The sequence below is a fragment of the Microbispora corallina genome, assembly GCF_016863035.1.
Taxonomy (GTDB): domain Bacteria; phylum Actinomycetota; class Actinomycetes; order Streptosporangiales; family Streptosporangiaceae; genus Microbispora; species Microbispora corallina.
The window spans coordinates 126,254-147,592 of the sequence record NZ_BOOC01000005.1 but is presented as its reverse complement, the minus strand read 5'-3'; the positions used below and the strand labels follow the sequence as shown (position 1 = coordinate 147,592).

Below are 21,339 nucleotides of genomic sequence, written 5' to 3'. Positions count from 1 at the left end.
TCGACGAATCGTGGTGATCGATGCGACGACGCCGGGAGTCGCGCGATGGTGCGGAGAATCAGGGGGAGCCATCGCATGTGCCCGGAAACCGGGCCAGAACCATGCGGCTCACCGACGACTATAACAGCCGCGGCTTCGCGATGATTCCCCCGAGAGGCGATCAGCGGGCCTGGAGTGCGTCCAGGGCCACGGCCATGGCGATGACCAGGCGCCGGTCGACGCGGGGGTCGTGGATGTCGATGAGGTAGCGGTCGCGCAGCCCCCACCGGCGGTCCACGGAGAACGCGATGGACGCGCCGATGCTGAAGTCGAAGTGGTACGGCAGCCAGGACAGGGAGTCGGCGAACCGGCGCAGCAGGGCGACCGCGAGGTTGCGCTCGTGGCCGGTGAGGGTGGGCAGGCCGGGCTGCTGGAGCTGCCAGGTGGAGCGCAGGAGCGACCGGCCGAAGTCCTTGCGGAACATGCCGATCGGGGTGCCCGAGTCGTCCACGACGTCGTACTCGCCGGCGAGGTCGATGACCTTGCGGGCTTTGAACCCGGCGAGCGGCCGCTCCCGGGACTCGTCCGTGTAGATCGTCACCTGTTCCTTGAACGCCATCCGCTTCTGCTCGGCGAAGGCGACGACCGGGCCCTCCGACCCGTCGGGCTGTGGCACATGGACGACGTACCGGTTCACCATCATGGTGATCTTCTGACGCAGGAACAGCCTGGTCTGCGCCTGGAGCGCCGCAATATCCATGTGTATCTCCATAGAGCCTCTGTTGGAAGGCTATATGCCCCCATCTAGCGGAAGATCACCAGTGAGATAGCGCTGGATCGCCGGCGCCACGCACCGGACGAGTTCGTCCCTGCCGAGCTTCGCCAGCGGCTCGATCTCCAGCACGTACCGGGCGAAGGCGACGCCGATCAGCTGCGCCCCGGCGAGGATGCCGCGGGTGTCGGCGCGCTCGACGCCGAGCCGCCGGGTCATCGGGAGCAGCACCTTCTGGGTGACGAACTCCTTGAGCATCGCGGCGGCCGCGGGCGAGGACGCCGCCGCGCTCATGACGGCGCGCAGGCGGGGGCCGTGCACCTGGTCCTCCCAGAGCGCCACATACCGGCTGACCAGGCGCTCGCCCAGGCCGCCCGGGTCGCCCTCGAACGCCTCGACGAGCAGGCCCAGCGGGATCTCGCCCGCCCGGATCGCGGCCTCGAACAGGCCGTCCTTGCTGCCGAAGAAGTGCATGACGAGCGCCGGATCGACGCCGGCCACCCGGGCCACACCCCTGATCGTGGTCCCGGCGTACCCGTCCTCGGCGAACGCCCGCATCGCCGCGTCGAGGATCGCCTCCCGTGTCTGCGGGGTGCCGGGCCGCCGTCCGCTCCTGGTCTCCATGGGGACTATTCAACCACGATGAATTCATCTATGTTGAACTCAACAGCGTTGAAGTCAACAGATGGAGAATTCCAGTGATACGGAAGACAGTGGCGGTGATCGTGCTGGTCACCGCCCTCGCAGCGGTCTTCGTGGCCTCGTTCCTCGGGGCGTTCCACGCGCCCCGCCCCCACGACGTGCCGGTGGCCGTGGTCGGCCCCGCCCCCGTCGTGGCCACGCTGCGGGCCGCGCTCGACGCCCGCGTCCCCGGCGCGTTCGCCCTCACGCCGTACGCGGACGAGCGGGCGGCCCGCGACGCGCTGGCCGCCCGTGAGGTCGACGCCGTGCTGGCGCCCCAGGCGGGCCGCCTCGTGGTCGCGAGCGCGGCCGGACGGACCGGCGCGACCGTCGTGACCGAGGCGTTCCAGGCGGCGGCCCGGGCGCAGGGCCGCCCGCTGGCGGTGGAGGACGCGATCCCGCTGCCGGCCGGGGACGCCGGCGGCATCTCGGGCATGTTCTACGTGCTCGCCCTGGTCGTGCCGGGCATCGCGGTCGCGCTGCTGTTGTCGAGGGCCGCGCCCGGGCTCGGCGCCGGCGGCCGGCTCGCGGCGCTCGTGTCCGCGGCCGTCGTCGCGGGCGCGGTCAACGCCTGGCTGGCCGACGTCGCGTTCGGCGCGCTCCCCGGTCACCTGCCCGCGCTGGCGGCGGTGTCGGCGGCCGTCGTCCTCGCCATCGCGCTGGCCGCGGCCGGGCTGAACCGGGCCGCGGGGCCGGCGGGAGTGGCCGTGGCCGCGATGCTGTTCATCCCGGTGGGGCTGCCCGCGAGCGGCGGCCCGCTCGGCGCCCGCTTCATCCCCCAGTGGTACGCCGCCGTGGGCCAGGTCCTCCCGGTGCGCCAGGCGGCCGACGCGGTCAGGAACGTCGTGTCGTTCGACGGCGCGGCGCTGGGCGTGCCGCTGCTCGTGCTCGGCGGCTGGGCACTGCTCGGGGTGGTCCTGCTCACCCTGCCCGAACGGCGGAAGGCACCCGCCCCCGAACCGGTTCTGGTCGGGTGAGATCCTCGGATGGTCTTGCCGGAATCCGGAAGCGCCGGGCGGGCCAGATGCCCTGGTTCGGGCATCGTCCGCGCCACGGCGCCGGGGGGACGATTCCGGTGACGGGCACGGCTCTCGGCCGACACGAGGGACGGGAGTCGTGCAGAGTAGAAGGAGTGGCGATGTCTCCGCGGTGGCGATACGCACTGGCGCTCGGGGTGGCGGCGCCGGCGCTGTACCTCCTGAAGGACCGCCTGCCCGGCGAGGACGCGGTGGTGGGCGCGCTGACGGGTCTCGACCCGATCTGGCTCGGGGCCGCCGTGCTCGCCGAGGTCATGTCGATGAGCACGTTCGCCCGGCTGGTCCGCCGTCTCCTCGCGGTGGGCGGTACGCGGCTCACGATGCCCCGGGCGGTGGCCCTCACCTACGCCCGTACGGCGGTGTCCAACTCGCTGCCCGCCGGGCCGGTACTGTCGCTCGCCTACGTCACCCGGGAGCTGTCCCGCCTCGGGGCGGCCAAGCCGCTCATCGCCGCCACGCTGGTGCTGAGCGGCGTCTACTCGACGGCGACCTTCACCCTGCTCGGGGTGGTGGCCCTGCTCGCCGAGCCCGCGACCCGGCCGTACGCGCTGGCCGTCGCCTGCCTCCTGCTCGCCGTCGCGTCCGCCATGGTCCGGCTGCACCTCCACCCCGTACGCGACTGGATGCGGCGGCACTCCCCGGCGGTGCTGGAGCAGCTGCGGGCGGCGCGCGAGGCGATCCGGCCGGGCCGCCGCGACCGGGTGGTCCTGGCCGGGCTCGCCCTGGCGAACTGGATGCTCGACATCGCCTGTCTGGGCTTCGTCTGCGCCGCGGCCGGGGTCAGCATCAGCCCGCCCACCGTGCTGTTCGGGTACGTGGCCGCCAAGGCCGCCGCGATCCTCGCGCTGATCCCGGGCGGGCTGGGCGTCGCCGAGTTCGGCCTCGGCGCGACGTTCGTCGCCGCCGGGGTGACGGGCGGGGCGGCCGCCGCCGTGGTGCTCCTCTACCGGCTCATCTCCTACTGGGCCGTGCTCGTGACCGGGTGGCTGGCCTGGGCGCTGCTGCTCGACCGGGTCCGCGCCGCCCTCGTCCAGGCAGGTCACTGGGGGTGGACGGCGCTGCTGCGCATGGGCGCCGCCATGGGCCCCTGCGCCGCCCTGTACGGCTACCGCGACCTGCCCCGGTAGCCAGGATGTCCCATCCCTGAGGGAGTCGGGGTTTTCTCAGGGTCTCTGGTGGAACCGGGATCTCACGGCGGCTCGTTGACCGTGATGACGAAGGGGGCTACCACCATGTACCGATCGAGGCAGCACAAGATCATCGCCGGTGTCTGCGGCGGCATCGCGGAGCGCTTCGGCATGACGCCGACGGCCGTGCGGCTGCTGTTCCTGCTCTCCTGCCTGCTGCCGGGCCCGCAGTTCGTGATTTATCTCATCATGTGGCTGTTCGTGCCCAAGGCGCCCGAGCGCGTGGGCTACGGCTACCGCTGACGGCTCCCGCGGGGGCGGTGAGCTCGGCCTGGGCGCGTCCGCGTCCGGGCCGCGCTCTATGCTCGCAGGGGAAGAGGTGACGTGAAATGCGGCAACGGCCCCTGACGCTGGTCCAGGACGAACTGGTCGACTACGAGAAGGCCATGGAGCGCATGGCCGCCCTGGTCGAGGAACGGCAGGACGACGCGCGGCCCGACACACTCTGGCTGCTCAGCCATCCGTCGGTCTTCACGATCGGCAAGCGGACGCTCCAGTCCCACCTCCCCGACCCCTCGCACGGCATCCCCGTCGTGCCGACCGGGCGGGGCGGCCAGCTCACCTACCACGGCCCCGGCCAGCTCGTCGGCTACCTGATCGTGAAGCTCCGCCCGGACGAGGGCGTCGTGGACTACATCCGCGAGGTCGAGCTGCGGCTGGTGGAGGCGCTCGCGGCGTTGGGCGTCCCGGCCGAACGACGGGACACCCCGCCTGGCTCGGAGCTGCTGACCGGGGTGTGGACGAGGGAGACCGGCCGCAAGATCGTGTCCATCGGCATGCGGGCCAGCCGCTCGGTCACCAGCCACGGCTTCGCGCTCAACGTCGACGGCGACCTCACGCCCTGGCGCCTCGCCGTCGCCTGCGGCATGCCCGACGTGGAGATGACCTCGGTCGTCCACGAGGCCGGCGGCGGCTCGATGGACGAGGCCCGCCGCGTGATCGCCGAGGCGTTCGAGGCCTCCTGACGCCGGCGGTCACCGGGCCGGGCCGCGTTCTCCAGGCCGCGGGTCACCCGGTCCCGCCAGTCGTCGCGGAACCCGCACGGCTCAGTGCCTCGAAGGGTGTGCGCCCAGCGTTGCCGATCACCTGGCGAGCGTACGGCCCGCCCGGGGGGCGGGCCGTACGCGAACGCGTGTGTCAGGCGACCGGCTCGGGCTGGTCGATCTCGTCGATCGTCCGGCGCGGGCCGGTGAACCAGTTCTTGGCCGACAGGTTCCACCACAGCGCGATGCCGATGAGGACGGCCCCGACGGCGATGGGCGCGTAGTTCACCGACGTCCAGGCGAAGTCCTTGTTCCCCGGAACCCCGGAGGGCGCGATCGGCAGGATGAAGTAGATCGAGATGATCGCGATCTCAATCACCGCGATCCAGCCGAGCACCTTGTACTTGCGGCCCAGCGTCCAGGGGCCGGCCTGGAAGGAGTCGCCCGCCCGCAGCCGGAGCCAGATCGGGATGAGGAAGGCCAGGTAGAGCCCGATCACGGCGATCGACACGACGGCCAGGAAGGCGACCGGGGTGGCGCTTCCGGGAGGGGCGTAGAGCGCGGGCAGCGTGATCAGCAGGGCCACCAGGCAGCCGCCGATGATCGCGTTGACCGGGGTGCGGTTGCGGTCGACCTTCGACCAGAGCCGCCACCCGGGGACGGCGCCGTCACGGGAGAAGGCGTAGGTCATCCGGGACATCGAGGTCACGCAGCTCATCCCGCAGAAGAACTGCCCGATGGTGGAGATGCCGAAGACCACGGTCGCGAGGGTGGACGACAGCGAGGAGGTGAAGATCGCCCCCACGAAGCCGAACTCCTTGTTGACCGCGTCCACGTCGGTCGCCGCGAACAGGAACGCCAGCAGCAGGATCCAGCCGCCGATCGCCGAGTAGAAGATCGACTGCCACAGGCCCTTCGCCGCCGACGTCGAGGCGCCGTGGGTCTCCTCCGAGACGTGGGCGCACGCGTCGAAGCCGGTGATCGTGTACTGCGTGAGCAGGAAGCCCAGCGGCAGGACGTACAGCCAGAACGTGGGGCCCGAGCTGCCGTTGCCGAAGCCCGAGTTGTTGAACTGCTCGAACAGGAAGCCCACGCTCTGGTGCTTGGAAGGACCGAAGATCAGGATGAGCACGACGGCGGCCGCGCCGAACACGTGCCACCAGACCGAGACGTTCTGCAGCACCGAGATCAGCCGGTGGCTGTAGATGTTGATCAGAGCGTGCAGCACCAGGATCACGGCGAACAGCAGGAACGTCTGATGCAGCGCGTTGCCGGCCGCCCAGCTGTCGCTGAACCGCCCGATCACGATGTTGAGGAACGTGGCGCAGCCGTAGTCGACCGAGGCCGTCACCGCGATCAGGCCGATCAGGTTGAGCCAGCCGGTGAACCAGCCGTGCACCGGCCTGCCCAGCTTGGCGGCCCACCAGTAGATGCCGCCCGCCGTCGGGTACGCCGACACCAGCTCCGACATGCAGAAACCGATGATCAGGATGAAGGCGGAGATGAGCGGCCAGCCAACGGAGATGGCCAGCGGCCCGCCGTTGTTCCACGCCTGCCCGAAGGTCGTGAAGCATCCGGCCAGGATCGAGATGATCGAGAACGAGATGGCGAAGTTGGAGAACCCGCTCCACGTGCGGGCGAGTTCCTGCCGGTAACCGAGTTCTGCGAGTCGCCGGGCGTCGTCGTCGAGGGCTTGCGCCATGAGGCCTCCTCTAACTGGTGCGGGGTGTCCGGCCGCCGGCCAGATCGATCAGGCGGCCGAAGGCGGGATCCTCGACGTCGCGTACGGCCTGCGCGAACTTGTCGGCGGCCTCAGCGGTGTAGTCGAAGTCTGGGTGGGCCCGGTCGCGGACCAGGCCCTGGTGCACGACGAACCAGAGCGTCCAGGTGAGGTTGGACATGATCAGGTTCAGTCGCACACGGGGGAGTAGCTCGTCGTCCCCGAAGTACGCCCGGGTGAGCCGGGCGACCTGACCGGGGTCGAAGTCGGCCTCGGCGGCGATGTCGCCGAGCTCGAAGCAGGGGTCGTTGTTGCCGGACAGCTGGTAGTCGACGATGCGGACGCCCTCGCGGGTCGCGATGAGGTTCTCGGCCAGCAGGTCGTTGTGGCACGGCACGGACGGCAGGGGCCGCCGGGCCAGCGCCGCCTCGATGTCGGCGGCCACCGGTGTCACGTCGTCGTAGCCGGGCGGGGGAGCCAGGCCGCGGGAGCGGCACAGCTCCCGCAGCTCCCCGAGCTTGCGGAAGATCGAGAAGTCGTTGACGAAACGGGGGCCCGCGTGCAGGCGGCGGCACGCGGCGGCGATCTCGCCGATCATCGAGCCGACCGCCGGGCCGTCGAGCGTCGTCCCTTCGATGTACTCCAGCAGGACGGCGCCCGGGAGCACGCGGACGACCCGGGCGCCCACTCCCGTGGAGGCGGCGCGGACGGTGTTGTCGATCTCCTGCTCCAGCGGGATGCCGAGACCGGTCGCGGCGATCCGCGGGTCGAGCACCCGGAGGATCCAGCGCTCACCGTCCGCGCTGTCCAGGCGGGCGATGTGGTGGCTGAGCCCGCCCTTGATGACGGTGGCGGTGACCGGGCGACCGGCCCAGGCCGTGACGAGCTCCAGCGCGTCGCCGACGGGATCTGGCATGCCCGGCTCCTTTTGGTCTACCTTCAGACCATTGATCCGATTGTCTGGGCCGGGTGTTACAGGACGGTACCAATGTCGCAACTTCCAGCTGACGCCCGCGTCGTCGTGATCGGCGGCGGTGTGGCCGGCTGCAGCGTCGCCTACCACCTCGCCCGGCTCGGCTGGACCGACGTCCTGCTGGTCGAGCGGCACGACCTCACCGAGGGCACGACCTGGCACTCCGCGGGGTTCGTCGGGCAGCTCAGGTCGACCGTGACGCAGACGCGCATGATCATGTACTCGGCCGGGCTCTACCCCGAGCTGCGCGAGCTCACCGGTCTCGACCCGGGCTGGCACGGCGTCGGCGGCCTCCGCCTCGCGACCACCCCCGAACGCCTCGAGGAGCTCGTACGGCAGGCCGGCGCGGCCGAGACGTACGGGCTCGACCTGGACGTGCTCGACGCGCGGGGGGCCCTCGACCGGCTCCCGCTGCTGGAGGTGGCCGACGTGCTGGGCGCGCTCTGGCTGCCCGGGGACGGCTGGCTCGACCCGGCCCGCCTCGGCCGCGCGCTCGCGGAGGGCGCCCGCAGGCTCGGCGTCCGGATCGTCACCGGCGTCGAGGTGACCGGGATCGACGCCGGCGGCGGCCGGGTACGGGCCGTACGGCTGCGCGAGCGGCCGGACGCGCGCGGCGCCGATCAGGGCGAGCACGTGGTGCGCACGGAGATCGTGGTCGACGCGGCGGGGGCGGCGGCCGGGGTCGTCGGCCGGATGGCCGGCGCGCACATCCCGATCGTGCCGATCAGGCACCAGTACGTCGTGACCCCGCCGGCGGGCGTCCCGGCGGACACGCCGACCGTGCGGGACCCGGACAACATCGTGTACTTCCGTGAGGAGGACGGCGGCATCCTCGTCGGCGGCTACATCCGCAGCCCGCAGGTTTGGGACACCGACCGGCCGCTGGCCGAACCCCGCACGCTCTTCCCCCCCGATATGCCGAAATTTCGTGAATCGTGGGAGTCGGCGGTCCGGAGGGTCCCGTCGCTCAAGGCGGTGGGCCCGGGGGACGACCCCTCGGCGTTCCGGAAGGTCGTCCACGGGCCGGAGGCGTTCACGCCGGACGGCGAGTTCCTGCTCGGCGAGACGGCGGTGCGGGGCCTGTGGGTGGCCGCCGGCTTCTGCGTGCACGGCCTGGCCGCCGCGGGCGGCGTCGGCAAGGTGATGGCCGAGTGGATCGTGGACGGCGCGCCGGAGTACGACGTCTTCGGCATGGACGTGCGCCGCTTCGGCGGCCATGCCCGCTCGGCCCGCTGGGCAAGGGACAGGGCGATCGACTCCTACAGCGCCTACTACGACATCGTGTATCCCGGCGAGGAGCGCACGGCGGCCCGGCCGCTGCGCCGGTCGCCCGCATGGGTGCGGCACGCCGCCCTGGGCGCGTCGTTCGGGGAGAAGGCCGGCTGGGAGCGGGTCAACTGGTTCCCGCCGTCAGACGAGCCGCCGGGTGAGCCGTCCGAGGGGCCGCGGGGGTGGGCCGGCCGGGTGTGGTCGCCGGCGATCGCCGAGGAGTGCCGGGCCACGGCGGAGGCGGCGGGGCTGTTCGACCAGACGTCCTTCGCGAAGCTGGAGATCTCGGGCCCGGACGTCGCCGCGGCGCTCGAGTCGGTCTGCGGCAACACCCTGGACCGGCCGGTGGGCTCGGTCGTCTACACCCAGATACTCGGCGAGCGCGGCGGCGTCGAGGCCGACGTGACCGTCACACGGCTGGCCGAGGACCGGTTCCGCCTGGTGACCGGCACCGCGTTCGGCGTCCACGACGCGGCCCTGCTGCGCGCCCGGGGGCTGCGGGTGGACGACGTCACCTCTGCGTACGCCTGCTTCTGTCTGTGGGGGCCGCGCGCGTACGACATCCTCGCCCCGCTGACCGGCGACGACCTGACGTTCGGGTACATGCGGGCCGCCGAGATCGGCGTCGGGTACGTCCCGGTGCTCGCGCAGCGGGTCACGTTCGTGGGCGAGTTCGGCTGGGAGCTGTACTGCCCGTCCGAGTACGGCCTCACCCTGTGGGACACGCTCGTGGAGGCCGGTCTGCCGCACGGCATGCGGCCGGCAGGGTACCGGGCGCTCGACTCGATGCGCCTGGAGAAGGGCTACCGGATCTGGGGACTCGACGTCACGCCGGAGACGACGCCGCTGGAGGCCGGGCTCGGCTTCGCGGTGCGGCCAGGACGCCGGGCGGAGATGCCCCGTCCTCGCTCGACCCTGCGCTGCCTCGTGCTGGACGACCCGCGGGAGGTGTGCCTCGGCGGCGAGCCCGTGCGCCTCGGCGGGCGTCCCGTCTCCCGCGTCACCAGCGGCGGGTACGGCTGCCGCGTCGGCCGCTCGATCGCGTACGCGTACCTGCCGGTGGCCGTGGAGACGGGCGAGCGGGTGGAGATCGGGGTCAACGGCGCCTGGGCCGGAGCCCAGGTCGTCGCGGAGCCGCTGTACGACCCCGAGGGCGCCCGCGTCCGGGCCGAGCCCTGGCGGTGACGCGGCCGCGCCGCGCTGGAAGGCCGCGCCGGGAGCGGGCCGGGAGCGGGCCGGGAGCGGGCCGGGAGCGGGCCGGGAGCGGGCCGGGAGCGGGCGGGCGGCTCAGACGGAAGCTCGCCGCACGGCGCCGGGAGCGGGCGGGCGGCTCAGGGCGGGAGCTCGCCGTGCGTGGGCAGGCCCTGCCAGGAGCTCGGGCTGGCCACGGCGAACGCGGCGAGCGCGATGCCGCGCTTGAGCCGGTCGGCGGGGTGCAGCCCGTCGAGCAGCGCGCTGAGGTAGCCGGCCGTGAAGGCGCCGCCGACCCCGGTCGGGTCGAGCGCGGTCACGGGGGCCGCCTGGGTGTCGTAGCGCAGCCCGTCGACGGTCGCGCTGGCGCCCTTGGCCCCCCGGGTGACGACGAGCTCGGGAACCCGCGCCAGCACCGGATCGACGAGCGTGAGCTCGTCCTGGTTCGCGAACAGCACGTCGGCCGACGTGGCCAGCTCGGTGAGGCCCTGCCGGGCCTCGTCCACGCTCTCCCACAGGTGGGGGCGGTGGTTGACGTCGACGGAGACGAGCACGCCGGCGTCCCGCGCGAGCTTGACGGCGTGGTGGACGGCGCTCCAGGCGAAGCCGCTGAGCCCGATCGTGATGCCCGTGACGTGCAGGATCCGGGCCGACTGGACGGCCTCGGCGGGGACGTCGCCGGTGGACAGGCGCGAACCGGCCGAGCCCTCGCGGTAGTGGACCTCGTGGGAGGAGCGGCCGATGCGGCGCTGGCGGACGACCAGCCCGGTCGGAGCGGTCTCGTCCACCCGGACGTGGGAGACGTCGACGCCCTCGCCGCGCAGTGCGGTGAGCGTGCGGACGCCGATCTCGTCGACGCTGACCCGGCCCAGCCAAGTCACTTCGTGACCCAGCCGGGCCAGGCCGATCGCCGTCGTCAGCTCCGGGCCCTCGATGTCGAGGCGTACGGTCGCGTCGTGCCGCAACCGGTCCGCCGTGACGACACCCAGCGCCTCTCCGAGCGTGAACACCTCGGTCATGCGTTCCGTCTCTCCCGCGGCCGTCCGCCGTCACCGTGATGATCGGCGGATGCCGGACAGCATGGCAGACGCGGATCGGCCCGGGGAAGGCGGTCCGGGTCAGCCGCCGAACGCGTCGACGGCCGCCTGGCAGAACGCCTTGAGGTCGTCCGGCTTGCGGCTGGTGACCAGCGTGTTCGGGCCGGCCGTGCACACCTTGACCTCCTGGTCGACCCAGGTGGCCCCGGCGTTGCGCAGATCGGTCTGCAGGCTCGGCCAGGAGGTGAGGGTGCGGCCGCGGACCACGTCCGCCTCCACCAGCGTCCACGGGGCGTGGCAGATCGCCGCGACCGGCTTGCCGGCCTCGAAGAACTCCTGCGCGAACCGGACGGCGGCGGGCTGGGTGCGCAGGAAGTCGGGGTTGGCCACCCCGCCCGGCAGCACCAGCCCGTCGAAGTCGGCGGCGGACACCTCGTCCACGGTCGCGTCGACCGGGAAGGTGTCGGCCTTGTCCAGGTGGTTGAACGCCTGCACCCGGCCTGACCCGGTCGAGATCAGCCTGGGGGTGGCGCCCGCCTGCTGGACGGCCTTCCACGGCTCGGTGAGCTCGACCTGCTCGATGCCCTCGGGGGCGACGAGGAATGCGATCGTCTTGCCCTGAATCATCGTGCTCCCCTTCTCGGGCGCGCCGACCGGCCCCGATCGGAGCCGGCGCGACACGCCCTGGCTGCGGCTTTGTCCGTTCTTGACCTGGCCTGCCCCGCGACCCGCGATCTATTCCGGATGGTGGGTAGGGGAACGGCATGCCGGTCTTCGTCGGGACCTCCGGGTGGCAGTACGCCGACTGGCGGGACGTGGTCTACCACGGCGCGCCGCAACGCCTCTGGCTGGAGAGGTACGGCGAGCTGTTCGCCACCGTCGAGAACAACAACGCCTTCTACCGGCTGCCGAAGCGGGAGACGTTCGAGGCGTGGCGGGAGCGCACGCCCGGGGACTTCGTCATGGCCGTCAAGGCGAGCCGGTTCCTGACGCACATCAAACGGCTGAAGGACCCCGAGGAGCCGGTACGGCGGCTGATGGGCGTGGCGGAGGGGCTCGGCCCGAAGCTCGGCCCGATACTGCTGCAGCTCCCGCCGACGCTGCAGGCCGACGCCGGGCGGCTGCGCGACTGCCTGGGCCGGTTCCCTCGCACGGTGAGGGTGGCGGTCGAGCCGCGCCACGCCTCCTGGTGGACCGAGGAGATCCGCGACCTGCTCGCCGAGTTCGGGGCGGCGCTGTGCTGGGCCGACCGGTGCGGGCGCCCCACGTCGCCCCTGTGGCGCACGGCCGACTGGGCGTACCTGCGCTTCCACGAGGGCAGCGCGCACCCCTGGCCGACGTACGGGAGGCAGGCGCTCGGGAGCTGGGTCGACCGGCTGGGCGACGCCGGCGACGCGTACGTCTACTTCAACAACGACCCGGGTGCGGCGGCCGTCCGCAACGCGGTCACGTTCGCGGAGCTGGCCGAGGCGGCGGGGCGGGAGGTCAGCCGGGTCAGGTCCCCCGAACGGGCGGAGGCGGCGGGCCGGGAGGCCGGGTGCGGACGGCCGAACGAATAGGGAAAGCCCTCGGCCCGGCATAGGGATTTCCCGGATTCCTCCCAGATCCCCCGGACGTACGTTCGGCCCATGCCGCATCGGCCCGGCCTGACCGGCGAGCGCAGATCCCCTTCCACCGGAAGAACGAGCCTGTCGAAAAGGGCGTGGCGCCGGACGGCGGCATGGCGAATCCGCTCGACCTCGTGGAGGAAGGAGAACCATGAGAACCGTCTACAGGATCGTGGCAGGCCTCGTCGCCGTGGAGGTCGTCGTCCAGGCGATGGCGATAGTCCTCGCCGTCGCCGGGGAGGGCAAGTGGATCGAGGACGGCGGCGTCCTCGACAAGGCGGTCGTGGAGAGCCAGGAGACCGTCTTCCCCGAGGTCATCGGCTACGCGGTGCACGGGATCAACGGCACGACGGTCATCCCGCTGACGGCACTGATCCTGCTGGTCGTGTCGTTCTTCGCGAAGACCGCGGGAGCGGTCAAATGGGCGGGCCTGGTCCTGCTGCTCGTCGTGGTGCAGGCCCTCCTCGGGATCTTCAGCCACATCGTTCCCCTGCTGGGCGCCCTGCACGGCCTCAACGCGCTGCTGCTCTTCCTGGCGGCGATCCGCGCCGCGCGACTGGGCCGGGACCAGGTCGTGAGCCCGGTCGCCGACCCGGGAGCCCGCCTCACCGCGCAACCGTGACGGGTGCGCCCGATGCGGTGGAACCGCCAGGTCGACGGCCGGCTCACCCTCGCCTTCGCGATCATGGCGACCGCCGTGGTCCTCGGACCGCTCGTCTGGTTCTGGCACGCCAGCCTGCTTCCCTCCGCGTACTCCGTGATGGGGACGGGGTACGCGGAGACGACGGGGGCGCACGGCGGTCACGGGGGGAGCGCGACGGGCGGGCGCGCCGTCACCTCCCTGATCGCCGACCCCGGCCGCCGGGCCGACGTGGCGGTGACGCTGACCGCGCGCAGGCAGCGGTTCCGGCTGCCTTCCGGGCGCCTCGTGGACGGCTACACCCTCAACGGCCGGTCGCCGGGCCCGGCCATCCACGCGACGGCGGGGCAGCTGGTGCAGGTGCGGCTCGTCAACGCGTCGGTGCCGGAGGGCATCACGCTGCACTGGCACGGCGTCGACGTGCCCAACGCGGAGGACGGGGTCGCGGGGGTCACCCAGGACGCCGTCGGGGTGGGCGAGGAGTTCACCTACCGGTTCGTCGCCGACCGTCCCGGCACCTTCTGGTACCACTCCCACCAGATGTCCGACGAGCAGGTCCGTGACGGGCTGCTCGGCGCCCTGGTGGTGACTCCGGCCACCCGGGCCGCCGGCGAGGTCGACGTGACGGCCCTGGTTCACCTGTACGACGGGGTCCGCACGATCGACGGGCGTGAGGGCGACGTGCGTGTCGAGGCACAGCCGGGGGAGCGCGCCCGGGTGCGGATCGTCAACACCGAGAACGGCCCGATGCCGGCGTGGGTCACGGGGGCGCCGTTCCGGCTCGTCGCCGTCGACGGCACCGATCTCAACGGGCCGACCGACGTCCGGGACGCGGCCGTGCTCGTGACGGCGGGCGGCCGCGCCGACATCGAGGTCACCATGCCCGAGGACGGCTCGCCGGTCCGGGTGCAGCTCGGCGGCTCGTCGGCCGTGGTGCTCGGTTCGCGGTCGTACGACGCCCCCGCGGCCGGGCGGCCCGCCGCGACGCTGGATCTGCTCTCGTACGGGGTGAGGGCGCCCGTGGGGTTCGACCCCGACCGGCCCGATCGGCGGTTCGACTACGCGATCGGCCGCCGGCCCGGATTCCTCGACGGGCGGCCCGGGCTCTGGTGGACCGTCAACGGACACATGTACCCCGACACGCCGATGTTCGTCGTCTCCGAGGGCGACGTCGTGCGCATGCGCATCTCGAACCACAGCGGCGAGGTCCACCCCATGCACCTGCACGGCCACCACGCGCTGGTGCTGAGCCGCGACGGAGTGCCCGCGCGCGGGAGCCCCTGGTGGGTCGACTCTCTCAACGTCGGCGACGGCGAGTCATACGAGATCGCCTTCGTCGCCGACAACCCCGGCATCTGGATGGACCACTGCCACAACCTGCCGCACGCGGCCGAAGGGCTGGTCGCCCACCTGGTCTACGAGGGGGTGACCACGCCGTTCTCCATGGGAGGGCCGGCGCGGAACACGCCGGAGTGACCGGCGGTTTCCCGCAGGAACGCGGAGCGCGGCGGTGCGGCTCGGGGGAGCGCACCGCCGCGCCGGCGGTTCCGCGGGTCCGGCGTGGGGCGGCCGGTCCTGGCGGGGGTCAGATACGGCGGCCGGGGTCATCGGCCGAGGGGCTGCCCGCCACCAGCCGGTCGCCCGACTGCTGGGCGGGGACGGAGACGTGGTGCCGGCCGGTCGCGGGGGCCGTCTCGTCGCGGTCGTCCACGCCGTCGCCGTCCCGGTCCACGACGACGCCGTCGGGGCGGCGCAGGGGCCGGGTGGCCGGCGCGGGGGCGGTCTCGTCGCGGTCGTCGACGCCGTCGCGGTCGCGGTCGACCGTGGCGGTCGTGGCGGTCGTGGCGGTCGTGGCCGGCGTGGCCGGGGTGGTCTCCAGGCGGCGCTCCAGGTCGCGCTTCTCGGCCTCGAGGCGCGACACGCGGTCGCGCTCGGCGAGCCGGGCCTCGCGCCGGCGGCGGCGCTTCACGGCGGCGCGGCGCAGGCCGCCGGTGACCATCAGCAGGCCGATGAAGAACACCGCGGTCGTCGCGACCCCGGCGATGAACAGCTCGAACGGGCTGAGGTGGAACGTGCGGTCCAGCACGGTGACGGGCATCGTGTTCGCCGTATCGTTCACGGACACCTCGATCAGGGCCGCTGCCGCGACCAGGATGAGAAGAAGTCCCAGTAAGACCATTTGACCCTCACTCCCAGCGGATTGCGTTTCGTGGGCACAGGTCCGACTTCCCTGTACGGCACGGATCATGTCTGTTCGGGGTCGATCCGTTGAGAGCCACGTCACAGCGGGGTAATGGCAAAATCTGCGACTTAACAAGCCGTTCACATTCGGGCAAAAGGCTCGAAATGCGTATTCAGCATTCTCGACCGTGGCGGACGAATGCGCCTGCGTCTTTTGAAGGGAACGACGTGTCCTACAAGGCTGAGTACATCTGGATCGACGGCACCGAGCCCACCGCGAAGCTCCGGTCCAAGACCAAGGTCCTTGCCGACGGCGCCGAGCCGCCGATCTGGGGGTTCGACGGGTCCAGCACCAACCAGGCCACGGGCGACGCGTCGGACTGCGTGCTCAAGCCGGTCTTCACGTGTCCCGACCCCATCCGCGGCGGCGACAGCGTCCTGGTCCTGTGCGAGGTCCTCCTCCCGGACATGACGCCCCACCCGAGCAACAGCCGCGCGCTGCTCACGCCCGTCGCCGAGCGGTTCGCCGAGCAGGACTCCTGGTTCGGCATCGAGCAGGAGTACACGTTCTTCAAGGACGGCCGCCCGTACGGCTTCCCGGTCGGCGGCTTCCCCGGCCCCCAGGGCCCGTACTACTGCGGCATCGGCGCCGACGAGGTCGTGGGCCGCGACATCGTCGAGGCGCACCTCGACGCGTGCATCGAGGCCGGCCTGAAGATCTCCGGCATCAACGCCGAGGTCATGCCCGGTCAGTGGGAGTTCCAGATCGGCCCGGCCGGGCCCCTCGAGGTCTCCGACCACCTGTGGATGGCCCGCTACCTGCTCTACCGGATCGCCGAGGACTACGGCGTGGCCGCGACCCTCGACCCCAAGCCGGCCAAGGGCGACTGGAACGGCGCCGGCGCGCACACGAACTTCTCCACGGCCGCCATGCGCGAGGGCTACGACCCGATCGTCACCGCCTGCGAGGCGCTGGCCGAGCGCGCCGCCGAGCACATCAAGGGCTACGGCTCCGGCATCGAGCAGCGGCTCACCGGCCACCACGAGACCGCGCCGTGGAGCGAGTTCAGCTACGGCGTGTCCAACCGCGGCGCCTCCGTCCGCATCCCGTGGCAGGTCGCCATCGACAAGAAGGGCTACATCGAGGACCGGCGTCCCAACGCCAACATCGACCCGTACGTCGTGACCCGCCTCATGGTCGACACCTGCTGCTCCGCCCTGGAGAAGGCCGGACAGGTCTGACCCCCGCCTCCCCGGCTCCGCGCGGCTCCCGCCTCCCCGGCGGGAGCCGTTCCCGTACGTGCCCCGCCGCCGCGCCGGCGGTCCTCGCGGGCGGTACGGTGGCCGCTGTGCTGCTGCAGCCCGGACCGGCGGGTGCCGACAGGCGCGACCGGGAACCCATCGTCATCGGCCACCGCGGCTCGGCCGCGCTCCGCCCCGAGCACACCCTGCCGTCCTACGAGACGGCCGTCGCCCTGGGCGCCGACTTCATCGAGCCCGACCTCGTCTCCACCAAGGACCACGTCCTGGTGGCCCGGCACGAGAACGAGATCTCGGGCACGACCGACGTCGGGGACCACCCCGAGTTCGCCTCCCGCAGGACCACCAAGACCGTCGACGGCGTCCCGGTCACGGGATGGTTCACCGAGGACTTCACGCTGGCCGAGCTCAGGACGCTGCGCGCCAAGGAGCGGATCCCCGGCCTGCGCCCGGACAACACCGCGTTCGACGGCCTGGCCCCCATCCCGACGTTCGACGAGGTCGTGGAGCTGGCCCAGCGGTACGGGGTGGGCGTCTACCCCGAGACCAAGCACCCCACGTACTTCGACTCCCTCGGCCTGTCGCTGGAGGAGCCGCTGCTCGACGTGCTGGCCCGGCACGGCTGGCAGGACCGGCGCGACCGCGTGTTCATCCAGTCGTTCGAGACCGCCAACCTGCGGGATCTGCGCACCAGGACGACGCTCCCGCTGATCCAGCTGATCAACGCCTCGGGCGCGCCGTACGACCGGGTGGCCGCGGGCGACCCGCTGACCTACGACGGGATGGTCACGCCGCAGGGGCTCAGGGACGTGGCGGAGTACGCCGACGGCGTGGGCGTCGCCACCTCGCGGATCGTGCCGGCGGGCCCGGACGGGCGCCTGCTCGCGCCGACCACGCTGATCCGGGACGCCCACCGGGCCCACCTCGACGTCCACGCGTGGACGATCCGCGACGAGAACTCCCAGCTCCCGGTGGACTACCGGCTCGGCGACCCGGCGAGCCCGGCCCACCCGCGGGCGACCGGGAACGTCATGGGCTGGCTCGGCACGCTGTACGACCTCGGCGTCGACGGCGTCTTCGCCGACAACCCGGGCACGGCCAGGGCCGTGCTGGCGGCCCGCTCGCGCCGCTGACCCCCTCGTCCGTCTCGTTCGTGCCCGGTCCCCTTGTGGGGGGCCGGGCACGACTCGTACACGGAGGGCCTCATGGGCGAAGTTGACAATGATTTTCATTTACGGGACGATTCTGGAAGGATCCGCTTCAAGAGGTCCTGTATCCACTTCGACCCAGCGTCCCGAGGACCCTCGTGATTCCGCCTCTCGCCAGATCGTTGCCGGTCGCGGCACTTCTCGTCCTGTTCGCCGGCGCCTGCGGCTCCGGTTCCGGCACCTCGGCCTCTGGGGGCTCCGGCCGGCTCCAGGTGGTCGCGACCACCACCCAGATCGCCGACTTCGCCCGCGCCGTCGGCGGCGACGAGGTCGAGGTCCACCAGATCCTCAAGCCGAACGTCGACCCTCACGACTACGAGCCCTCGCCCCTCGACATCAAGGCCATCGCCGAGGCGGACGTCGTCGTGAAGAACGGCGTCGGCCTGGAGAGGTGGCTCGACTCCGTCATCTCGTCGGCCGGCTTCGACGGCCCGGTCGTCGACGCGAGCCACGGCGTGACGATCCGTCAGGGCGACGGGTCCGCGGAGGAGGCCGCCGGCGACCCCCACATCTGGCACGACCCGCGGAACGCCAAGATCATGGCGGCGAACATCGAGAAGGCCTACGAGGCGAAGGACCCGGCGGACGCGACGGCGTACCGGGCGAGCCTCGCGGCGTACGACGCGAAGCTCGACGCGCTCGACGCCGACATCGCCAAGAAGATCGACTCGATTCCCGCCGACCGGCGCAAGCTGGTGACGAACCACGACGCCTTCGGCTACTACCTCGGCCGCTACAAGCTGACCTTCGTCGGCTCGATCATTCCGAGCTTCGACACCTCCGCCGAGCTGTCCGGCAGGCAGATCTCGGACCTGGTCGCCAGGATCAGGGCGACCGGGGTGACCGCGATCTTCTCGGAGTCGTCCCTGCCGCCGAAGACGGCCGAGGCGATCGGGCGCGAGGCGGGAGTGAAGGTCGTCGCGGGCGAGGACTCCCTCTACGGGGACACGCTCGGGCCCGCCGGTTCGGCCGGTGCCACCTACCTGCAGATGGAGGAGCACAATACCGACATGATTGTCAACGCCCTCAAGGACCCGGCGGCATGACCCCCACCCCCGAGACGCGGAGCCCGCTGACCGCCGCCGAGAGCGGCGACGGCCGTAGCGGCGAGCCGGAGACGGCCCGGCCGGCCGCCCTGGTGCTCGACCGGGCCAGCGTGGCGTACGGCGAGGTTCCGGTGCTGGAGGAGCTGCACGGCACCGTCTACGAGGGCGAGGCCGTCGCCCTGATCGGGCCGAACGGCGCGGGCAAGTCCACGCTGATCAAGGCCCTCCTGGGGCTGGTCCCCGTCGTGCGCGGCCGGATCGAGGTGCTGGGCGCCGCCCCGGCCCAGGCCCGGCGCGACGTGGCGTACGTCCCCCAGGCCGACACGCTCGACCCCGACTTCCCGGTCTCCGTCGAGCAGGTCGTGATGATGGGCCGCTACCGCAGGATCGGCTGGCTGCGCCGTCCCTCCGCCGCCGACCGGGCCGAGGTCGCCGCGGCGCTGGAGCGCGTGGGCCTCGCGGGGCGGGCGCGCGACCGGTTCGGCACGCTGTCGGGCGGCCAGCGGCAGCGGGTGCTGCTCGCCCGGGCCATCGCCGCCCGGCCCCGGCTGCTGCTGCTGGACGAGCCGTTCAACGGCGTGGACGCGGTCAGCCAGCACGCCATCCTGGAGGCCATGAACGGGCTCAAGGCGCAGGGCGCCTCGGTGGTCGTCAGCACGCACGACCTCGCGGTGGCCCACCTCGCCTGCGACGAGGTGTGCCTGCTCAACCGGCACCAGTTCGGGTTCGGGCCGACCGAGGCGACGCTCACGCCCGAACGGCTGCGCGCGACGTACGGCGGGCACGCGCTGGAGCTGCGCGGCGACCGGGTGATCGTGACCCAGACATGAGCCTGTTCGAGCCCTTCCAGCTGCCGTTCATGGCCAGGGCGCTGGTCGAGCTGGTGATCCTCGGCGCGCTCGCCGGGACGGTCGGCGTGCTGGTCCTGCTCCGCCGGCTGGCGTTCGCGAGCGACACGCTGACCCACACCGTGTTCCCCGGGGTGGTGATCGGCTACCTCATGGCCGGCGACGGGGGCATCTTCTGGGGCGCGCTCGCCGCGGGCGTGGTCACCGCCGTGCTGCTCACGCTGCTCACCCACCGGCGCCGGGTGAGCGAGGACGCCGCGCTGGCGATGCTGCTGACCACGCTGTTCGCCATCGGCGTGGTGCTGGTCTCCCGGCAGACGGGCTACACGTCGGACCTGACCGCGTTCCTGTTCGGCCGCGTGCTGACCGTCACCGGGGAGCAGCTCGGCGAGACGGCCGTCGTGACCGTCCTCGTCGTGAGCCTGCTGGCCGCGCTGCGCCGGCCGCTCCTGATGCGCGCGTTCGACCCCGAGGGCGCCCGCGCGGCCGGGGTGCCGGTCGGCCTGCTCGACCTGGTGTCGAACGTCGTGATCGCGCTGGTCGTCGTGGCCGCCGTCCGGGCCGTCGGCACGATCCTCGTGATCGCGCTGCTGATCGTCCCGGCCGCCGCCGCGCGGGCGCTGTCCGACCGGCTCGCGGTCATCGTGCCGCTCGCCTGCCTCATCGGGGCCGCGGGCGGGTGGCTCGGGCTCGCGGCCAGCTACGAGGCGTCCGTCGAGCACGGCCTGCGCCTCGCGTCCGGCGGCACGGTCGTGCTCGTCCTCGTCGCGCTGTACGGCCTGGCGGCGGCCGCGGGGGCCGCCCGCCGGCGGATCCGGCTCGGCCACGCCGGGGCGGGACTGGAGGCGCTGCGGTGAGCTGGCTCGACTCCACCGTCCACCGGGCCCTCGTCGAGGCCGCCATGGTGGGCGCGCTCGGCGGCGTGGTCGGGGTGTTCGTGATCGTCCGGCGGCTGCCGTTCTTCACGATGGCCCTCACGCACGCCACGTTCCCCGGCATCGTCGTCGCGGCGCTGCTCGGGCTGAACCTCTACCTCGGCGGCGGCCTGTTCGGCGTGCTGGTGGTGCTCGCGGTCGTCGCGTTCAGCCGGGTGCGCGGCCAGGACTTCACGTCCGCCACCGGGATCGCGCTGTCCGGGGGCTTCGCGCTCGGCGTCGTCCTGGTGTCGTCGCAGGACGGCTTCTCCAAGGACCTGACGGCGTACACGGTCGGCGACGTGCTGGCCGTGAGCACGGGCGACCTGGCGATCACGGCCGGTGTGGCGCTGGCGGTCGTGCTCGTGCTGGCCCTCGTCGGCAAGGAACTGCTGCTGGCCGCCTTCGACCCCACCGGGGCCTCGGCCCTCGGCCTGCCGACCGCCCTGCTGGACTTCGCCCTGCTGGTGCTCATCGAGGTGACCGTGGTGGCGGTCGTCCCCGCGCTCGGGGCCATCCTGGCCGTGGCGCTGCTCGTCGGCCCGGCCGCCACCGCGCGGCTGCTCAGCGACCGGCTCGCGGTGCTCTTCCCCGTCGCGGCGGCGATCGGCGTCCTGTGCGCCCTCGCCGGCGTGTGGGTCTCCAGCCAGTGGAACATCGCGGCCGGGGCGTCGATCGCGCTGCTCGTCGGCCTCGTGTTCGGGCTGGCGTTCCTCGGCTCGGCCGTCCGCGGTCGGGCCGCGCGTGCGAGGGCGGCCGGGCCGGCGGCCCTCCCGGAGGAGGCGCGCGCCTGACCCGGCCCGCCC

The 21,339-nt window shown here is 72.6% G+C and carries 21 protein-coding genes; 14 read left to right on the top strand and 7 right to left on the bottom strand.

The window, feature by feature from the left end:
• Positions 1-160: 160 nt before the first annotated feature.
• Positions 161-739, bottom strand: a complete 579-nt coding sequence (locus Mco01_RS08550) for an LURP-one-related family protein (protein ID WP_204056348.1) — start codon at positions 737-739, stop codon at positions 161-163.
• A gap of 30 nt (positions 740-769) precedes the next feature.
• The gene (locus tag Mco01_RS08545) at positions 770-1,375 is read right to left on the bottom strand and encodes a TetR/AcrR family transcriptional regulator (RefSeq protein WP_204056347.1); all 606 of its coding nucleotides are present in this window, start codon (positions 1,373-1,375) and stop codon (positions 770-772) included.
• Positions 1,376-1,449: 74 nt separating this feature from the next.
• Between Mco01_RS08545 and Mco01_RS08540 the strand changes: the two genes are divergently transcribed.
• From Mco01_RS08540 to lipB, 4 genes are all read left to right on the top strand, one after another.
• On the top strand, positions 1,450-2,409 hold the full coding sequence (locus Mco01_RS08540; protein WP_204056346.1) for a hypothetical protein: 960 nt from the start codon (positions 1,450-1,452) through the stop codon (positions 2,407-2,409).
• 161 nt (positions 2,410-2,570) lie between these two features.
• Positions 2,571-3,596, top strand: coding sequence for a lysylphosphatidylglycerol synthase transmembrane domain-containing protein (locus Mco01_RS08535; protein WP_204056345.1), 1,026 nt, complete (start codon positions 2,571-2,573; stop codon positions 3,594-3,596).
• A gap of 105 nt (positions 3,597-3,701) precedes the next feature.
• Positions 3,702-3,899 carry a PspC domain-containing protein gene (locus Mco01_RS08530; protein WP_036325623.1) on the top strand — a complete coding sequence of 66 codons (198 nt, stop codon included), beginning with the start codon at positions 3,702-3,704 and terminating at the stop codon, positions 3,897-3,899.
• Between the two features lie 86 nt (positions 3,900-3,985).
• Positions 3,986-4,621: a lipoyl(octanoyl) transferase LipB gene (lipB, locus tag Mco01_RS08525; protein ID WP_204056344.1), complete on the top strand. Its 636-nt coding sequence runs from the start codon at positions 3,986-3,988 to the stop codon at positions 4,619-4,621.
• Positions 4,622-4,793: 172 nt separating this feature from the next.
• Here lipB and Mco01_RS08520 read toward each other — a convergent pair whose 3' ends face one another.
• Together Mco01_RS08520 and Mco01_RS08515 are read right to left on the bottom strand one after the other, a co-directional pair.
• Complete coding sequence (locus Mco01_RS08520) at positions 4,794-6,341, bottom strand: amino acid permease (protein ID WP_204056343.1); 1,548 nt, start codon at positions 6,339-6,341, stop codon at positions 4,794-4,796.
• 10 nt (positions 6,342-6,351) lie between these two features.
• Complete coding sequence (locus Mco01_RS08515) at positions 6,352-7,275, bottom strand: phosphotransferase (RefSeq protein WP_204056342.1); 924 nt, start codon at positions 7,273-7,275, stop codon at positions 6,352-6,354.
• Between the two features lie 72 nt (positions 7,276-7,347).
• Here Mco01_RS08515 and Mco01_RS08510 point away from each other — a divergent pair, with 72 nt between their 5' ends.
• A complete protein-coding gene (locus tag Mco01_RS08510; RefSeq protein WP_204056341.1) occupies positions 7,348-9,786 on the top strand; it encodes a GcvT family protein in 2,439 nt (812 codons plus the stop codon).
• A gap of 146 nt (positions 9,787-9,932) precedes the next feature.
• Here the strand turns inward: Mco01_RS08510 and Mco01_RS08505 are convergent, their stop codons facing one another.
• Positions 9,933-10,811 carry a sugar kinase gene (locus tag Mco01_RS08505; protein WP_204056340.1) on the bottom strand — a complete coding sequence of 293 codons (879 nt, stop codon included), beginning with the start codon at positions 10,809-10,811 and terminating at the stop codon, positions 9,933-9,935.
• A gap of 99 nt (positions 10,812-10,910) precedes the next feature.
• Positions 10,911-11,456 (bottom strand): type 1 glutamine amidotransferase domain-containing protein, encoded by a 546-nt coding sequence (locus Mco01_RS08500; RefSeq protein ID WP_204056339.1) that lies wholly within the window; start codon positions 11,454-11,456, stop codon positions 10,911-10,913.
• Positions 11,457-11,593: 137 nt separating this feature from the next.
• Between Mco01_RS08500 and Mco01_RS08495 the strand changes: the two genes are divergently transcribed.
• The 3 genes from Mco01_RS08495 (at position 11,594) to Mco01_RS08485 (ending at position 14,552) form a co-directional block, all read left to right on the top strand.
• On the top strand, positions 11,594-12,388 hold the full coding sequence (locus Mco01_RS08495) for a DUF72 domain-containing protein (RefSeq protein ID WP_204056338.1): 795 nt from the start codon (positions 11,594-11,596) through the stop codon (positions 12,386-12,388).
• 199 nt (positions 12,389-12,587) lie between these two features.
• Positions 12,588-13,058, top strand: a complete 471-nt coding sequence (locus Mco01_RS08490; RefSeq protein ID WP_204056337.1) for a hypothetical protein — start codon at positions 12,588-12,590, stop codon at positions 13,056-13,058.
• 12 nt (positions 13,059-13,070) lie between these two features.
• Positions 13,071-14,552 (top strand): multicopper oxidase family protein, encoded by a 1,482-nt coding sequence (locus tag Mco01_RS08485; protein ID WP_204056336.1) that lies wholly within the window; start codon positions 13,071-13,073, stop codon positions 14,550-14,552.
• A gap of 109 nt (positions 14,553-14,661) precedes the next feature.
• Here Mco01_RS08485 and Mco01_RS08480 read toward each other — a convergent pair whose 3' ends face one another.
• Entirely contained in the window at positions 14,662-15,255 is a 594-nt protein-coding gene (locus tag Mco01_RS08480) for a hypothetical protein (protein ID WP_204056335.1), read from the bottom strand.
• A gap of 230 nt (positions 15,256-15,485) precedes the next feature.
• On the opposite strand from Mco01_RS08480, the gene glnII reads away from it, so the two are divergent.
• The 6 genes from glnII to Mco01_RS08450 all read left to right on the top strand — a co-directional run bounded on the left by glnII (position 15,486) and on the right by Mco01_RS08450 (position 21,327).
• Entirely contained in the window at positions 15,486-16,499 is a 1,014-nt protein-coding gene (gene glnII, locus Mco01_RS08475; protein ID WP_204056334.1) for a glutamine synthetase, read from the top strand.
• A gap of 107 nt (positions 16,500-16,606) precedes the next feature.
• Complete coding sequence (locus tag Mco01_RS08470; RefSeq protein WP_239103439.1) at positions 16,607-17,650, top strand: glycerophosphodiester phosphodiesterase; 1,044 nt, start codon at positions 16,607-16,609, stop codon at positions 17,648-17,650.
• Between the two features lie 173 nt (positions 17,651-17,823).
• Positions 17,824-18,771, top strand: coding sequence for a metal ABC transporter substrate-binding protein (locus tag Mco01_RS08465; RefSeq protein WP_204056333.1), 948 nt, complete (start codon positions 17,824-17,826; stop codon positions 18,769-18,771).
• Positions 18,768-19,601 (top strand): metal ABC transporter ATP-binding protein, encoded by an 834-nt coding sequence (locus Mco01_RS08460; protein ID WP_204056332.1) that lies wholly within the window; start codon positions 18,768-18,770, stop codon positions 19,599-19,601. Before Mco01_RS08465 ends, Mco01_RS08460 begins: the two co-directional genes overlap by 4 nt.
• On the top strand, positions 19,598-20,476 hold the full coding sequence (locus Mco01_RS08455; RefSeq protein WP_204056331.1) for a metal ABC transporter permease: 879 nt from the start codon (positions 19,598-19,600) through the stop codon (positions 20,474-20,476). Before Mco01_RS08460 ends, Mco01_RS08455 begins: the two co-directional genes overlap by 4 nt.
• Positions 20,473-21,327: a metal ABC transporter permease gene (locus tag Mco01_RS08450; protein WP_204056330.1), complete on the top strand. Its 855-nt coding sequence runs from the start codon at positions 20,473-20,475 to the stop codon at positions 21,325-21,327. Before Mco01_RS08455 ends, Mco01_RS08450 begins: the two co-directional genes overlap by 4 nt.
• Positions 21,328-21,339 lie beyond the last annotated feature (12 nt).

Excerpts from the sequence above, each read along its gene's own strand:
- Mco01_RS08550 (WP_204056348.1), bottom strand. The coding sequence starts at position 739 with ATGGATATTGCGGCGCTCCAGGCGCAGACCAGGCTGTTCCTGCGTCAG.
- Mco01_RS08545 (WP_204056347.1), bottom strand. The coding sequence starts at position 1,375 with ATGGAGACCAGGAGCGGACGGCGGCCCGGCACCCCGCAGACACGGGAG.
- Mco01_RS08535 (WP_204056345.1), top strand. The coding sequence starts at position 2,571 with ATGTCTCCGCGGTGGCGATACGCACTGGCGCTCGGGGTGGCGGCGCCG.
- Mco01_RS08530 (WP_036325623.1), top strand. The coding sequence starts at position 3,702 with ATGTACCGATCGAGGCAGCACAAGATCATCGCCGGTGTCTGCGGCGGC.
- lipB (WP_204056344.1), top strand. The coding sequence starts at position 3,986 with ATGCGGCAACGGCCCCTGACGCTGGTCCAGGACGAACTGGTCGACTAC.
- Mco01_RS08520 (WP_204056343.1), bottom strand. The coding sequence starts at position 6,341 with ATGGCGCAAGCCCTCGACGACGACGCCCGGCGACTCGCAGAACTCGGT.
- Mco01_RS08515 (WP_204056342.1), bottom strand. The coding sequence starts at position 7,275 with ATGCCAGATCCCGTCGGCGACGCGCTGGAGCTCGTCACGGCCTGGGCC.
- Mco01_RS08510 (WP_204056341.1), top strand. The coding sequence starts at position 7,348 with ATGTCGCAACTTCCAGCTGACGCCCGCGTCGTCGTGATCGGCGGCGGT.
- Mco01_RS08505 (WP_204056340.1), bottom strand. The coding sequence starts at position 10,811 with ATGACCGAGGTGTTCACGCTCGGAGAGGCGCTGGGTGTCGTCACGGCG.
- Mco01_RS08500 (WP_204056339.1), bottom strand. The coding sequence starts at position 11,456 with ATGATTCAGGGCAAGACGATCGCATTCCTCGTCGCCCCCGAGGGCATC.
- Mco01_RS08495 (WP_204056338.1), top strand. The coding sequence starts at position 11,594 with ATGCCGGTCTTCGTCGGGACCTCCGGGTGGCAGTACGCCGACTGGCGG.
- Mco01_RS08490 (WP_204056337.1), top strand. The coding sequence starts at position 12,588 with ATGAGAACCGTCTACAGGATCGTGGCAGGCCTCGTCGCCGTGGAGGTC.
- Mco01_RS08485 (WP_204056336.1), top strand. The coding sequence starts at position 13,071 with ATGCGGTGGAACCGCCAGGTCGACGGCCGGCTCACCCTCGCCTTCGCG.
- Mco01_RS08480 (WP_204056335.1), bottom strand. The coding sequence starts at position 15,255 with ATGGTCTTACTGGGACTTCTTCTCATCCTGGTCGCGGCAGCGGCCCTG.
- Mco01_RS08460 (WP_204056332.1), top strand. The coding sequence starts at position 18,768 with ATGACCCCCACCCCCGAGACGCGGAGCCCGCTGACCGCCGCCGAGAGC.
- Mco01_RS08455 (WP_204056331.1), top strand. The coding sequence starts at position 19,598 with ATGAGCCTGTTCGAGCCCTTCCAGCTGCCGTTCATGGCCAGGGCGCTG.